Genomic DNA, 13132 nt, shown 5'->3' with positions numbered 1-13132 from the left:
CCGCCATCCGGCATCTGCCTGTTCAGTTCAGCCGCTCGGTCAGGCGGACCTCCACGTCGTCGCCGTCGCCCTTACCGATGGCCGCGCGGATCGGAGCAGCCACCGGGAGCTTGTGGGTGCCGTCTCCCAGGGCCATGAACGCTCCGGTGAACGGGTGCCCGTCGACGGTGCCGGCGACCTTGACCAGGCCACGCGTCCCGAAGATCTGTGCTGACTCCGGCAACTGCACACATGTCCAGGTGTCTCCGGGCCGGACCTTGCCCAGCCGAGCGGTGAACGTGATGTCCAGGGGGCGGGGACCTGCCATGGTCGTGCTCCTTCGCTGCGCTGGGCGGGAGGCTGCCGGGCTCACCGAGGCTCGTTCTGGTCCGAGTCCTCCAGGTAGACCAGACCGTTGCCGTCCGGGTCGGCGAAGGAGAACATCGGCGGGACCCCCTCCATCCGCACCAGTCCCTCGCCGTGCAGGGTCGCGCCGGCCTCGCGGAGCTTGTCGTGGGCCTGTCGGGCATCGGAGGTGCCCAACCGGATCGCGATCGGAATCCCGCTGTCCGGGGTCAAGAGCACCAGGGCGACACTCGACCCCGGCGGAACGACCTCGATCATCCGGGCGCCCGGCCACACCTCCACATCGGCGCGCAGCTCGCAGCCCAGTACGTCGGTGTAGAACCTCAGCGCCGCGTCCTGGTCGGCCACCGGAACGGAGACACTCAGTACTCTCGTCGTCAGCGTCATACCGTTCCAGACGCCGCCTCGCCCGGAAACTCATCGGCCGCGCCCGGTCTCCCCTGCCGGAGGTCCGGCGACGGGACGACGGACGGACACGCCTCTCCCGGTGCCCCGACGCTTCCTGTGGGGTCGGGTCGTCAGCGAGCGGCAGGTGCGGACGGCTTGGCGGGGAGCGCCCTGATCTGGGCGACGAACTGCTCGAAGTCGACGTCCCCGGCGGTGAGTGCCCGCCGGCTCGTCACCAGCGCCTTGGGCCAGTTGACGGTCACCGAACCGATCAGCCGGCCGTCGTCGTCGGAGTAGAGCACCGCCGCCCGCGCCGGGTCGGCGGACAGGTCGCCGACGACCTCGTGCCGCCCGCCGCGCGAGGCGTGCCCGACGATCTGCAGCTTCCAGTCGTACTGGTCGCTCCAGACGTACTCCAGCGGGCTGTAGGGCTGCAGGTCGTCGGCGTGCACGATGTTGTGCGCGACCGCGGCCGCCTGCTCCACGGCGTTCGTCCAGTGCTCCAGGCGCACCTCCGCCGGGTAGCGGGGGTCCTGCCAGCGGGCGACGTCGCCCACGGCCCAGACGTGGTCGGAGTCGACCGCGCGGCAGTACCGGTCGCAGACGACGCCGTTGTCGATCAGCAGGCCGGAGTCGGCGAGCCACCCGTCGTTGGGCGCCGCGCCGATGCCGACCAGGACGGTGGCGGCCCTCAGGACCGTCCCGTCGGTCAGCCGGACGGTGAGGTCCCCGGCGGAGCCCTCGACGTCCTCGACGCCGACCCCGAACCGGGGGTCGACGCCGTGCCTGCGGTGCAGCTCCTCCAGCGGCCCGCCGACCTCGCGGCCGACCAGCCGGGCCAGCGGCGTGGCCAGCGGGTCCACGACGGTGACCTCGTGACCCAGCGTGCGGATCGTGGCGGCCGCCTCGGCGCCCACGACGCCACCGCCGACGACGACGACGGCGCCACCGGCCGCCAGGTCCGCGCGCAGCCCGTCGACGTCGGCCAGGGTGCGGATGACGTGCACGCCCGAGTCGGCCGGCCACGGCGAGGGACGGGCGGCGGCTCCGGTGGCGATCACGACGTGGTCGAAGTCCAGCGCCGTGCCGTCGGCGAGCAGCACCTGTTGCGCGGCGACGTCCAGCCGGACGGCCGCGACGCCGAGCTGCAGCTCGATCTCCGCGGTCTCCGCTGCCTCCGGGGTGATCAGCGCGAGCCGGTCGAGGTCCCACTCCCCCGCCAGGTACTGCTTGGACAGCGGCGGCTTGTCGTAGGGGGCCGCCGCCTCCTCCCCGACGAGGACGATCCGGCCGGGGAAGCCCTCGCGGCGCAGGGCCTGGGCGGCGCGCACCCCGCCGACGGACGAGCCGACGACCACGACGGTCTGGGTGGACACGGGTGGGACCCCCTGCTGTGAGTGGATGTGGCCCTGGTGCGAGGTGCTGGACGTGACGGAGCCCCGGTGATCGTGACGGGCACGACCACCGGGGCTCCTGCGGCGTCAGCCGATGTTGATCGGCAGCATCCGGGGACCGCGGATCTGACCGGTCGACCAGCGCATCGGCGCACCCTCGGCCAGGCTGAACTCGGGGATCCGGTCCAGCCAGACGTCGAGCGCCACCCGCAGCTCCATGCGGGCCAGGTGCGAGCCGGCGCAGCGGTGGATGCCGAGACCGAAGGCGGCGTGCCGGTTGACCTCGCGGTCGATGACCACCTCGTCGGCCCGCTCGAACTTCTCCGGGTCGCGGTTGGCGGCCGGGAAGGGCAGGAGGACCCAGTCCTCCTTCTTCATCTCGACGCCACCGAGCTCGACGTCCTCCTTGACCAGGCGGGCCATGGTCACGGGGGCGTAGGCGCGGAGGAACTCCTCCACCGCCGTCGTCCGCAGGGCAGGCTCCGCCACGAGGCGCTTGCGGTCCTCGGGGTTCTTCGCCAGGTGCCACAGGGAAGCGCCGATCGCGCTCCACGTGGTGTCGATCCCGGCGATGAGCAGCAGCGCCATCGTGCCCACCACGTGGTTCGGCGCCAGCTTCTGCCCGTACAGCTCGGCGTTGATGAGGTAGGTCGTCAGGTCGTCGCGCGGGTTGTCGATGTGGTCGCGGACCTGCTCGAGCAGGTAGGCGAACAGCACCTCGGTCGAGGCCTCGCGCTCCTCGGGCGACCGGTTGATGCCCTCGAGCGCGTTCTCGACGAAGACCTTGAACTTCGGCGCGTCCTCGGCCGGGAAACCGAGCATGTCCGCGATCACCCGGATCGGGATGTGCATCGCGTACTCGGTGGCCGCGTCGACGCTGTCGCGGCCCTCGAAGGAGTCGATCAGCGAGTGGCAGAAGGCCCGGGTGGTGATCTCCTGCTTCGCGACGTTCGCCTTCGTGAACGCCGGCAGCAGCAGCTTGCGGGCGTCGTGGTGGAACGGCGGGTCGGACGAGATCGGGGGGACCCCTCCGACGGGCGCCAGGTCCAGCGGGGGCCGGTAGTTGCCGACGATGATCGCCCGCGAGGTGAAGTGGTCGGTGTCGTAGGCGATGGCCTGGACGTCCTCGTACTTCGTGGGCAGCCACGCGCCACCGAAGCGCTCGGTGTGCGCGATCGGGCAGCGCCCACGCAGGTCGTCCCAGATCTCGTGGGCGTTCTCGGCGTACTGCTCGTCCATGTGCGAGAAGTCGGTGGCCCAGTCGGAGACCGGGCCGTCCATCACCTCGAACCGGGTGAGCTCCGCGGGATCGGCCCGCTGGAACGGGGAGTCGGTGAACCTGTCATCGACTGTCATTCCGTGCCTCCTCATGAACCAGAACGGCGGACTCGGGGCAGTTGGCTGCAGCGAGACGGATGTCGCCCTCGCGGCCGTCCGGCACGTTGCCGTCGGCCGTGAGCGCGGTGAGCGTGGCGTAGCCCTCCTCGTCCTCGCCGAACAGGTCGGGAGCGAGGTCGTAGCAGCGGCCGTGGCCCTGGCACAGTTGCGAGTCGATCTGCACCTTCATGTGCGGGTTCCTATCTGTTCCTCGGTACGGGCGATGCTCGTCACGACGCGGGTCAGCAGCGCTGTCCATTCCTCGTCGTCGACGTCGTGCAGATCTGGGGTCAGCAGCGTGCTGCCGATGGCCAGCGAGGTGGCGAGGTGGGACACCGCGCGCGGCGACACGGTCGGGTCGATCTCGCCGCGCAGCTGCGCCTGCTCGATCAGGCCGGTCATCCAGTCGGCGCGCTCGCGGACGTAGGCGGTCATCGACGCGGCCACCTCCGGGTCGCGACGCGCCGCGATGAGCGCCTCGATGACCAGGTAGCGCTCGGGGTCCGGGCGCTCGCGGAGACCGGCACCGGTCCGGAGGAACATGTCGACGATCGAGCCGTGGGGGTCGGCGGCGACCATGTCCTCCATCGGCCGGCGGCCGTGCGTGCGCAGCGCCCCGACGAGGAGCTCGGCCTTGGAGGTGAAGTAGGCGTACAGGGCACTGTTGCTGAGCCCCGCCTCCGCCGCGATGTCGGCGACGCGGGTGCCGTCGTAGCCGCGGCGGGCGAACACGTCGGCGGCAGCACGGAGCAGCCGCTGCCGTGTCTGTGCGCCCGTTGCGCCCGCGATGCGTCCCACGACACGAATTGAATAGTGATTCACTTAACAGGTCAAGAGGGCTGGCCCCGGAGGAGTCGAAGAATCCATGCAGGTCGAAGGCGTCGCAGAGTCCGGCGGCGAGCAGCAGGACGTCGTCCGCGAGGGCTGGGCCGGGGTGTTTCCCGTCTCACCGACGGGGACGGACACCTTCCGTGCGCCGCCGCGCCGCCGCGCGCCGGAGCGCTCCTTCGGGGGTGCGGTCGTCGCCCAGTCGCTGCTGGCGGCCGGCGCCACGGTTCCCCCGGACCGCCCCGCGCACTCCCTGCACGCCTACTTCCTGCGGGCCGGAGAGGCCTCCGCCCCGATCGACCTTCACGTCCACCGGGTGCGCGACGGCGGGTCGTACAGCACCCGCCGGGTGACCGCCGAGCAGTCCGGCCGGGCGATCCTGGAGCTGACCGCCTCCTTCCAGGTCGCCGAGGCCGGCTTCACCCACCAGGTGCCGCAGCTGGCCGCACCCGAGCCCGAGTCGCTGCCCACCGCCCAGGAGGCGGCGGCCGACATCGAGGGGCCGCTGGGCGACTGGTTCGCCCGGCTTCCCCGCCGCCACCCCTTCGACATCCGCTTCGACGGCGAGCTCCCCCGCGTCGCGGCGTCCCGCGGTGAGGCGGCGCCCCCCAGGCAGCGGTTCTGGATGCGCTCCCTCGAGCCGCTGCCCGACGAGCCACTGGTTCACGCGGCCGCGCTGGCGTACGCGTCGGACATGCTCATGCTGTCGACGTCGCTGGCGCCGCACGCGCGGGCGGTGGGCGCCCCCGACGTCGCCGCGGCCAGCCTCGACCACGCGGTCTGGCTGCACCGCCCGGTGCGCGCGGACGAGTGGCTCTGCTTCGAGCAGGAGAGCTCGTGGGCCGCCGGTGGGCGCTGCCACTGCTCCGGCCGGCTCTTCGACCGCGCCGGCCGGCTGGTCATGACCGTCGCGCAGGAGGGCATGGTGCGCCCGCTCGGGCCCCGGTGACCCGCCGGCGTCAGTCCTGCCGGGCGGCCGTCCGGACCGCGCGGCGGGCACCCAGCGAGCACGCCATCGCGCCGAGGCAGACGACCAGCATGGTGATCGCCGTCCACCGGTACCCGGTCACCAGATCCAGCAGACCCGCGTCGGACACCTCGGAGATCGTCCCGGCGAACACGTAGCGCCGGAGCTCCTGCGGCAGCGGGCTGGTCAGCACGGTGAGGATCACCGCGGTGCCCAGGACGGCGCCGGTGTTCTGCAGCATCAGCCGCATGCCGTTGGCGATGCCGAGGCGCTCGCTGGGCATCGTGGCGAGCAGCACCTGGGTGTTGGAGGGCATGAAGAACCCGGAGCCGGCGCCCACGAGGACCAGCGCGAACACCACCGCGCCGTAGTGGACCTCCGCAGAGGCGAACGCCAGCAGGACGCCCAGGCCGGCCGCCGTGGCGGCGTTGCCCAGCACGGTGAGGGTGTGCGCCTCGATCCACCGCTGGAAGAAGCCCGACGCCGCGGAGAAGACCAGCGCCGACACCGCCAGCGGGAGGACCTTCAGCCCGGCCGACAGCGGATCCTCCCCACCCACGGCCTGCAGGTACAGCGAGACCAGGAGCACGACGCCGAACTGCCCGATGGCGTTGAGGAACGAGGCGCTCAGCCCCCAGGAGAAGCTGCGGTCCTCGAACAGGCGGGTGTCCATCAGCGGGTCACGCACCCGGCGCTCGACCAGCAGGAACGCGGGCAGCAGGACGGCGAACGCGATCAGCCCACCCACGACCACCGGGTGCCCCCAGCCGAGCGCGGTGGCCTGCGACAGCGCGACGAGACCGCACCCCAGTCCCAGGAACGCCAGCAGGTTGCCCGGGACGTCCAGCGCCATCCGCTCACCGGAGCGCGGTACCGGCGGCAGCGCGACGATGCCCCAGATCAGGCAGCCGATGCCGACCGGCACGTTGGACCAGAACAGCCACTGCACCCCGACGTGCTCGGCGAGGAAGCCGCCCAGCGTCGGACCGACGAGCTGGGCGACGGAGAACGACGCCAGGTAGATGCCCATGCCCTGGCCGAGCCGGTGCCGCGGGAAGGCGCCGGTGACCAGAGCCGCGCTGTTGGTCAGCAGCATCGCCGCGCCCGCCGCCTGCAGGACCCGGCAGGCGACCAGCCACCACGCGTCCGGGGCGAACCCCGCGAGCAGGTTGCCCACGGTGAAGACCGCCAGGCCGGTCAGGTACATCGACCGGCGCCCGAAGAGGTCGGCCAGCCGGCCGAAGGACACCATGAGCAGCGTCTGGGTGAGCATGAACGACAGCAGGATCCAGCTCGACGCCGTCGCCGAGGCGTCGTACTCGCGCGCCACCGCGGGCAGCGCCACGTTCAGGGCGCTGTTCGACATCCCGGAGAACATGCTGGCGAGCCCGACGACGGAGAGCACCCGCCAGGCCTCGCGCATGACGGCGGACTCGTCGCGGGCAGGCGCCGACTCCGTCGGGGGCACGGCCGGGAAGGCCGGTTCGGGGCTGTCGGTCGCGCCGGAGGTGCCGACGACCGGTTGCTCGAGCCCGTCCGGGCGCGAGGCGGTCGACCAGGCCATGAGCCCTCCCCCTTGTCCCGGCAATCCTAGAACAAGGCTCTAGAGCTGAGGACGGCGGTGGGGCATGCTGGCCGGGCGGCGCAGAGCAGCGCCGCGAGGTCGAGGGAAGGCGGATGCCGGCAGTGGACGCGGTGGCGATCGGAACGAGTGCGGGCGGCCCAGGCCGTCTCCAGGAGCTCGACGGGCAGACCGGCCCGGGCGCGCGGGCGGGGGGTGCCTGACCATGGCGCTGGACCCATCGGCCATCGGTCGCGAGGGGGCACCCCACGAGCGGAGCTGGACGTCCAAGGACGCCCTGCTCTACGCCGTCGGGGTGGGCGCCGGACTGGGTGACCCCAGCCAGGAGCTCTCCTTCACCACGGAGAACAGCCACGGCGTGGACCAGCAGGTGCTGCCCACCTTCGGCGTCCTGCTCGCCCAGGCGCCCGGCCCGGGCATCGGCGAGTTCGACCGGACGATGCTCGTGCACGCCGAGCAGGAGATCCGGCTGCACCGGGTCCTGCCGGTCGAGGGCACGGTGCGCGCCCAGGCCCGCGTGGAGTCGATGGAGGGCAAGCGCAGCGGCGCCCTGGTCACGACGTCGTCCACGGCCGTCGACGTCGACGGCGCGCCGCTGATCACCACGCGCAGCTCGATCTTCATCCGGGGCGAGCAGGTCGAGTCCGGCTCGGCCGCACCGGCCGACGACTGGGCGCAGCCCGACCGCGCGCCGGACTGGGAGGTCACCCTGGCCACCCGCCCGGAGCAGGCGCTGCTCTACCGGCTCAACGGCGACCGGAACCCGCTGCACTCCGACCCGAAGTTCGCGGCGCGCGCCGGGTTCGAGCGGCCGATCCTGCACGGGCTGTGCACCTACGGCATCACCGGCCGCGCGCTGCTCATGTCGGCCATGGACGGCGACCCGGGACAGTTCCGCGCCATGTCGGGGCGCTTCAGCTCTCCGGTACTGCCCGGTGACGAGCTGACCGTGCGCATCTGGCGCCAGGACGGCGGTGCCGACGGCGCCTTGCTGTTCCGGACGCTCCGCGGCGACGGCACGGTCGTCATCGACCGCGGCCGGGCGGAGGTCGGCGCGCCGGAGTGATCCGGGGTCAGGCGCCGGCGACGGCCGCGCCGGCGTCTGACCGCGGCTCCGGTTCACCGGCTGCGGAGGGGTCCGTCTCCTCCGGGCCGGTGCCGGCGCCGAGCTCGTCGGCGACCGCGGGCAGGAGACCCAGCCGCTCGATCATCGCCACGGCCGCGTCGACGATGGCATCGGCCTCCCGGCGGGTCCGGGCTGCCATGACCTCACGGCTCGCCTCGCCGATGACGGTGGTCAGCACGGAGACCGTGACGCGGCCGATGGCGTCGTCCCGGGCCTGCAGCAGCAGCGAGTTCTGCCTCAGCCACTCGTGGCCGCGGGTGCGCCGCATCAGCTCGAAACCGGGCGGGCCGTCCTTGTCGACGAACAGGCTGCCCACGCCGCGCCCCTCCCACGAGCCGCGCAGGAAGCCCCGCGCCCCCGCGACGAAGAGCGCGAGGGGCCGGTCCTCCCCCGCTCGCCGCGCGGCGGAGACGGCCTCGGCCGCACGCTTCTCCTGGCTGCCCTGCCAGTCCTCCCACAGGGCCAGGAAGAGCTCGCTCTTGCCGCCGAAGTGGTGGTAGAGGCTGCCCACGCTGGAGCCCGCGCGCTCGACGACGTCGGCCACGCTGGACTCCGCGAAGCCTCGCTCGGCGAACACCTCGCGGGCAGCGTCCAGCAGTACCCGGCGGGTCTCGCCGGTGCGGCTCCACTTCCAGGCACTGCGCCCCGGGACGGGACCGGCGTCGCGCGGCATCGCAGCTCCCCTTCCCGGGCTAGAACGACGTTCTAGAACAGCGTAGGGCACCGACGGGCCGGGAACCTCCCGGCGGAACGCGAGCTCCGCCACGCTCACGGGAGACCGCGCCGGCCGCCGCCCCCAGCGGAGCGGCGGCCGGCCGCGGGATCAGCGGGGCGACTTCCCCAGCACGAGGGTCGCGCCCGCCATGAACATGCCGCCGTTGCCCATGACGACGCTGCGCTCGACGCCCTCGACCTGCGCGGCGGCCTCGCCGCGCACCTGCCGCACGGCCTCCTGGATCGCGAACATGCCGTACATGCCGGTGTGCGTGTACGACATGCCGCCGCCGTTGGTGTTCAGCGGCAGCCGCCCGCCCGGGGAGGTGTGCCCCTCGGCGACGAACGCCCCCGCCTCACCGCGTCCGACGAAGCCGGCGTCCTCGAGCCCGTAGAGCGGCACGTGGGCGAAGGCGTCGTAGATCATCAGGTGGTCGACGTCGGAGTGGGTGATGCCGGCCTCGGCGAACGCCGCCGCGCTCGAGCGCTTGAAGGCGCCGAACGAGGTGAGGTCGGGCATCTGGCTGACCATCGGGGAGTCCGCGGCCTCGCCGGCACCGAGCAGGTGCACCAGCGGCTTGTCGTACCCGCGGGCCTCGGCCTTCTCCCGCGTCGTGACCACGAGCGCGCCGCCGCCGTCGGTGACCAGGCAGCACATGAGCAGGGTGAACGGCCAGGCGATCATCTTCGAGTTCAGGACGTCGTCGACCGTGGCCAGGTCCTGCATGAGGGCGCGCGGGTTCTTGTTCGACCAGCGGCGCTGGGCGACCGCGACCTCCGCCAGCTGCTCGAGCGTCGTGCCGGTCTCCTTCATGTACCGCAGCGCGGTGAGCGTGAAGGCGGTCGGCGGGCCGAAGACGCCGTAGGGCGCCTCGAACTGGCCGTTGAGCGACTGCGGGCTGCGACCCCAGCCGGGGGCGTCGACCCGCGAGCGCCCGGACTCGCCGTGCGTGATGAGCACGGTCTCGGCCAGGCCGGCGCGGATGGCCCCGGCGGCGTGCCGGACGTGGAAGAGGAACGACGTCCCGCCCACACCCGTGCCGTCGAGCCACTTCGCCTCGATGCCGAGCGCGTGGGCGATGCCCACGGGCCCCGGCGACTGGACCGTCGCGATGCCGTCGATGTCGGCGGGGGTCATCCCCGCGTCCGCGAGCGCGTTGCGCGCCCCCTCGAGGTGCAGGCTCAGCGTCGAGAGGTGGGGCAGCTTGCCCAGCTCGTCGGTCTCGGCCGCACCGATGATGACGATGTCGTCCTTGGCGCTCATGCGGCACTCCCGGCAGGTGCGAACAGCGGCAGGTGGACGTCGCCGCGCGGCTCGAAGACCACGCGCAGCGGCATGTCCAGCGGCAGCTGCTCGGGGTCGGCCTCCACCTGGACGAGGTTGGTCATCATGCGGACGCCCTCGGGGAGCTCCACGACCGCGATGACGTAGGGCACCTCCTCGGCGAACCCGGGGCCGCCCCGGTGGCTGATGACGTAGGAGTGCAGCGTGGCGGTGCCGTCGCTGACCACCCACTCCAGGTCGGTCGAGTAGCAGTGCGGGCACGCGGGCCGCGGGTAGAAGACGTGCTTCCCGCAGGACGTGCACCGCTGGATGCGCAGCTCACCGGCGGCGCAGCCCTCCCAGAAGGGAAGGGTCTCCGGGGTGGGTACGGGGGCGGGCTTCGTGAGTGGCGGCACCGGCGTGGCTCTCCTCAGGTCGGAACGGGATCGGCAGTGGTCTGGGGGTGCGGGGTCCGGGTGTGGGCGATCGAGGCCTCCACGGAGATCCTCGCGGCGTCGCGCAGCTCGGGGGCCAGCTCGGGGTACAGGTGGTCGACCAGCGCGTCGGGTTCGCGGATGCCGTCCGCCATGGCCTGCACGACCTGGTCGAGACGGCGCATCCGCGCCTGCCGACGGCGTTCGAGCTCGGGCAGCGGGTCGGGCAGGGCAGGGCCGTGCCCGGGGAGGATGACCGACCCCGGCGCGGACAGCACCTCGCCGAGCCGATCGAGGCCGGCGAAGAACTCCCCGAGCCGACCGGGCTCGACGATCGGTGACCCGCGTCCGAGGACGGTGTCGCCGGTCAGGACGCTGCCCTCCACGGGGAGGGAGAAGCAGAAGGAGTCGCCGGTGTGGCCCGGCGTCCACAGCGCACGGACCTCGAGCGCGCCGATCCCGATCAGCTCGTCGTCGGCGAAGGGCCGGTCGGAGAGGCGGCGGTTCGCCGCCCGCAAGGTCGCGCCGGTGACCGCGGCCAGCCGGCGGGCGAGCTCGGAGTGGTCGGAGTGGGCGTGGGTAACCCACACCTCGACGACGCGGCGGTTCCCGGCCGCCGCCAGGACCGCGGCGAGGTGCGCGTCGTCGTCGGGACCGGGGTCGAGCACCGCGCAGACGTCACTGCCCGGCTCGGCGAGCACCCAGGTGTTGGTGCCCTCGAAGGTCCAGGCGTTGGCGTTGGGCGCGAGCACGAGGGTGGCCCGCTCGGTGGCGGGCGACGGGACGCCAGGGCGCGGGGGCGCGGTGTCCCGGGTCCACACGTCGAGCGCCTCCTAGATCGCGGTTCTAGAATCCGCCTCGCACCCTAGACCATGGGTTCGGGCACCCCCGAGCGCTCCCCGGTGGCGCTGCGGCGGCCCTGTGCGGCGCAGCCGGCGGCCGGCCGTCGTCGTGCTTCGGCGGCCCCCGTGGACACCACGAGCAGTCCGGCGGCGACGAAGAAGGCCACCTGCGAACTCGCCGCGCCGGTCACCGCGCCGAGCAGGACGGCGCCGACGGCCTGGCCGACGGTCAGCCCGATGAACAGGACGCCGGCCGCGGCCGGCGCGGCTGCCGGTGCCCGGTCCGCCCCCCAGGCGATCAGGACACCGCTCAGGGCGACGAAGGCGCCGCCGAAGCAGGCCAGGGCCAGGGCGGCGAGCACCGGGTCACCGGGCGCCCACGCGAGCCCCGCGGTCCCGGCGCTGGTGATCAGGACCGTGCAGATCCAGGCACGGCGCAGTCCCAGGCGCTGGACCAGCACGCCGCTGATCCCGCCGACCAGTCCGGCGGCGCCCAGGACGCACCAGAGCAGTCCGGTGACCCGGGGCGGAAGACCTTCCTGGGTCATGAGGTCACGCCCGAACGTCCACACGCCGGCACACCCGGCGCCCGACAGCACGGCGGCCAGCAGCGGCCGCCACAGCCGGCCGAGCAGCGCGCGGAGCCCAGCGGCCCTCGGCGCCGCGGTCGCCGGTGCCTCCGCGCCCCATCGCGCACTCCGGTCCGCCCAGCCGGTGACCGCCAGTGCGACCACACCGAACGCCACCCACGACCAGCGCCAGGCGTCGGGCAGGAAGAGCACCAGCAGGCCACCGGCGACGACGCCCGCCCCGGTACCGCTGTTCACGACCCCCTGCGCCCGTGCCGCCCCGGCCGCGGGCACGGTCGAGGCGACGGCGGCGACCAGCGCGGGGGTCGCCGCACCCGCGCCGCTGCCCGCGACCAGGGCGCCGACGGCGAGGACGGGGCCGTTCCAGGCGACGGCGACCACGAGGCACCCCAGCGCCGCGCTCCCACCGGCCAGCCACAGCGTGGCGCGGGCCCGACCGGCGCCCACAAGCCGGCCCGCCAGGACGGCGGAGGCGCAGTAGCCCCCGTAGCTGCCCGCCGCGACGACTCCCGCCGTGCCCGCGGACAGCCCGAAGGCGGTTCGGAACTCGGGCAGGTAGAGGCCGTAGCCGTACCGGGCGAGGCCGTAGGTGACCGCGATGACGGCCAGTCCGGCAGCGACCAGCCGGTTCCCCCGACTGAGCCGTAACGATCGTTTCATCATAACGAGCGTTACAGTAGGCGCATGGTCGCTGATCTCGCATCCCGACCGGCTCGGGAACGGCTGCTCGCCGCCGCAGGCGAGCTGTTCTACGAGTCGGGCATCGCCGCGACCGGCGTCGACGCCGTCCTCACCCGAGCCTCGGTCTCCCCCGCCACGATGTACGCCCACTTCGCCGGCAAGGACGGCCTGGTGGCCGCCTACCTGCAGCAGCGCCACGAGGACTGGCGGCGGGCCTGGGACGACGTCCTCGCCGAGCGGCGCGACCCGGTCGAGCGCCTGCTGTCCGTGTTCGACGCGGTGGCCCGCTACCGGGAGCGCGCGGGGAACCGCCGCGGCTGCGGCTTCCTCGCGGCGGCCACCGAGCTGCCCCCCGGCCACGCCGGGCAGCGCTGGCTGGACGCCGACTCGCAACTGCTGACCACCCGGCTGCGCGAGCTCGCCGCGGAGGCCGGCGTCGAGGACCCCGCGGACGTCGCCGCCACGCTGCTGCTGCTCTACGACGGCGCGCTCAACCGCTTCGCCCGGGCCGCCACGACACCCGGACTGCCGGCCGACGACCCGCTGGCGCGGGCGCGCCGGCTGGCCGCGCTGCACGTGCGCGCCGCCCGCTCCGGCTGAG

15 protein-coding genes are annotated in these 13132 nt (G+C 73.4%); 3 read left to right on the top strand and 12 right to left on the bottom strand.

The genetic code is table 11. From position 1 onward, the window contains the following. Positions 1-22: 22 nt before the first annotated feature. From ACI793_RS17655 to ACI793_RS17630, 6 genes are all read right to left on the bottom strand, one after another. On the bottom strand, positions 23-307 hold the full coding sequence (locus ACI793_RS17655; RefSeq protein ID WP_456607681.1) for a DUF1905 domain-containing protein: 285 nt from the start codon (positions 305-307) through the stop codon (positions 23-25). 41 nt (positions 308-348) lie between these two features. Next, positions 349-732 carry a VOC family protein gene (locus tag ACI793_RS17650; RefSeq protein WP_456607680.1) on the bottom strand — a complete coding sequence of 128 codons (384 nt, stop codon included), beginning with the start codon at positions 730-732 and terminating at the stop codon, positions 349-351. Between the two features lie 131 nt (positions 733-863). Beyond that, the gene (locus ACI793_RS17645) at positions 864-2108 is read right to left on the bottom strand and encodes an NAD(P)/FAD-dependent oxidoreductase (protein ID WP_456607679.1); all 1245 of its coding nucleotides are present in this window, start codon (positions 2106-2108) and stop codon (positions 864-866) included. A gap of 105 nt (positions 2109-2213) precedes the next feature. After that, positions 2214-3482 (bottom strand): cytochrome P450, encoded by a 1269-nt coding sequence (locus ACI793_RS17640; protein ID WP_456607678.1) that lies wholly within the window; start codon positions 3480-3482, stop codon positions 2214-2216. Then, the gene (locus ACI793_RS17635) at positions 3469-3693 is read right to left on the bottom strand and encodes a ferredoxin (protein WP_456607677.1); all 225 of its coding nucleotides are present in this window, start codon (positions 3691-3693) and stop codon (positions 3469-3471) included. The genes ACI793_RS17640 and ACI793_RS17635 overlap by 14 nt, the downstream gene beginning before the upstream one ends. Continuing rightward, complete coding sequence (locus ACI793_RS17630) at positions 3690-4301, bottom strand: TetR family transcriptional regulator (RefSeq protein ID WP_456607676.1); 612 nt, start codon at positions 4299-4301, stop codon at positions 3690-3692. The genes ACI793_RS17635 and ACI793_RS17630 overlap by 4 nt, the downstream gene beginning before the upstream one ends. A 67-nt stretch (positions 4302-4368) precedes the next feature. Here ACI793_RS17630 and ACI793_RS17625 point away from each other — a divergent pair, with 67 nt between their 5' ends. Then, positions 4369-5280, top strand: coding sequence for an acyl-CoA thioesterase (locus tag ACI793_RS17625; protein ID WP_456607675.1), 912 nt, complete (start codon positions 4369-4371; stop codon positions 5278-5280). A gap of 10 nt (positions 5281-5290) precedes the next feature. Here ACI793_RS17625 and ACI793_RS17620 read toward each other — a convergent pair whose 3' ends face one another. Further along, positions 5291-6862: an MFS transporter gene (locus ACI793_RS17620; protein WP_456607674.1), complete on the bottom strand. Its 1572-nt coding sequence runs from the start codon at positions 6860-6862 to the stop codon at positions 5291-5293. Between the two features lie 223 nt (positions 6863-7085). Here ACI793_RS17620 and ACI793_RS17615 point away from each other — a divergent pair, with 223 nt between their 5' ends. Further along, the gene (locus ACI793_RS17615) at positions 7086-7946 is read left to right on the top strand and encodes a MaoC/PaaZ C-terminal domain-containing protein (RefSeq protein ID WP_456607673.1); all 861 of its coding nucleotides are present in this window, start codon (positions 7086-7088) and stop codon (positions 7944-7946) included. A 7-nt stretch (positions 7947-7953) separates the two neighbouring features. Here ACI793_RS17615 and ACI793_RS17610 read toward each other — a convergent pair whose 3' ends face one another. From ACI793_RS17610 to ACI793_RS17590, 5 genes are all read right to left on the bottom strand, one after another. After that, positions 7954-8679 (bottom strand): TetR/AcrR family transcriptional regulator, encoded by a 726-nt coding sequence (locus ACI793_RS17610; RefSeq protein WP_456607672.1) that lies wholly within the window; start codon positions 8677-8679, stop codon positions 7954-7956. A gap of 150 nt (positions 8680-8829) precedes the next feature. Next, complete coding sequence (locus ACI793_RS17605) at positions 8830-9984, bottom strand: thiolase C-terminal domain-containing protein (protein ID WP_456607671.1); 1155 nt, start codon at positions 9982-9984, stop codon at positions 8830-8832. Continuing rightward, entirely contained in the window at positions 9981-10400 is a 420-nt protein-coding gene (locus ACI793_RS17600) for a Zn-ribbon domain-containing OB-fold protein (protein ID WP_456607670.1), read from the bottom strand. The genes ACI793_RS17605 and ACI793_RS17600 overlap by 4 nt, the downstream gene beginning before the upstream one ends. 14 nt (positions 10401-10414) lie before the next feature. Then, on the bottom strand, positions 10415-11239 hold the full coding sequence (locus ACI793_RS17595; protein ID WP_456607669.1) for an MBL fold metallo-hydrolase: 825 nt from the start codon (positions 11237-11239) through the stop codon (positions 10415-10417). A 44-nt stretch (positions 11240-11283) separates the two neighbouring features. Then, on the bottom strand, positions 11284-12510 hold the full coding sequence (locus tag ACI793_RS17590) for an MFS transporter (protein WP_456607668.1): 1227 nt from the start codon (positions 12508-12510) through the stop codon (positions 11284-11286). Positions 12511-12534: 24 nt separating this feature from the next. Here ACI793_RS17590 and ACI793_RS17585 point away from each other — a divergent pair, with 24 nt between their 5' ends. Beyond that, positions 12535-13131 carry a TetR/AcrR family transcriptional regulator gene (locus tag ACI793_RS17585; protein WP_456607667.1) on the top strand — a complete coding sequence of 199 codons (597 nt, stop codon included), beginning with the start codon at positions 12535-12537 and terminating at the stop codon, positions 13129-13131. Position 13132: the final 1 nt, after the last annotated feature.

This window comes from Blastococcus sp. SYSU DS0617 (assembly GCF_054051075.1).
The sequence above is the reverse complement of the archived record's forward strand: the minus strand, read 5'-3'. Positions and strand labels throughout refer to the sequence as shown.

Excerpts from the sequence above, each read along its gene's own strand:
- ACI793_RS17655 (WP_456607681.1), bottom strand. The coding sequence starts at position 307 with ATGGCAGGTCCCCGCCCCCTGGACATCACGTTCACCGCTCGGCTGGGC.
- ACI793_RS17650 (WP_456607680.1), bottom strand. The coding sequence starts at position 732 with ATGACGCTGACGACGAGAGTACTGAGTGTCTCCGTTCCGGTGGCCGAC.
- ACI793_RS17640 (WP_456607678.1), bottom strand. The coding sequence starts at position 3,482 with ATGACAGTCGATGACAGGTTCACCGACTCCCCGTTCCAGCGGGCCGAT.
- ACI793_RS17635 (WP_456607677.1), bottom strand. The coding sequence starts at position 3,693 with ATGAAGGTGCAGATCGACTCGCAACTGTGCCAGGGCCACGGCCGCTGC.
- ACI793_RS17625 (WP_456607675.1), top strand. The coding sequence starts at position 4,369 with ATGCAGGTCGAAGGCGTCGCAGAGTCCGGCGGCGAGCAGCAGGACGTC.
- ACI793_RS17620 (WP_456607674.1), bottom strand. The coding sequence starts at position 6,862 with ATGGCCTGGTCGACCGCCTCGCGCCCGGACGGGCTCGAGCAACCGGTC.
- ACI793_RS17615 (WP_456607673.1), top strand. The coding sequence starts at position 7,086 with ATGGCGCTGGACCCATCGGCCATCGGTCGCGAGGGGGCACCCCACGAG.
- ACI793_RS17610 (WP_456607672.1), bottom strand. The coding sequence starts at position 8,679 with ATGCCGCGCGACGCCGGTCCCGTCCCGGGGCGCAGTGCCTGGAAGTGG.
- ACI793_RS17605 (WP_456607671.1), bottom strand. The coding sequence starts at position 9,984 with ATGAGCGCCAAGGACGACATCGTCATCATCGGTGCGGCCGAGACCGAC.
- ACI793_RS17590 (WP_456607668.1), bottom strand. The coding sequence starts at position 12,510 with ATGAAACGATCGTTACGGCTCAGTCGGGGGAACCGGCTGGTCGCTGCC.
- ACI793_RS17585 (WP_456607667.1), top strand. The coding sequence starts at position 12,535 with ATGGTCGCTGATCTCGCATCCCGACCGGCTCGGGAACGGCTGCTCGCC.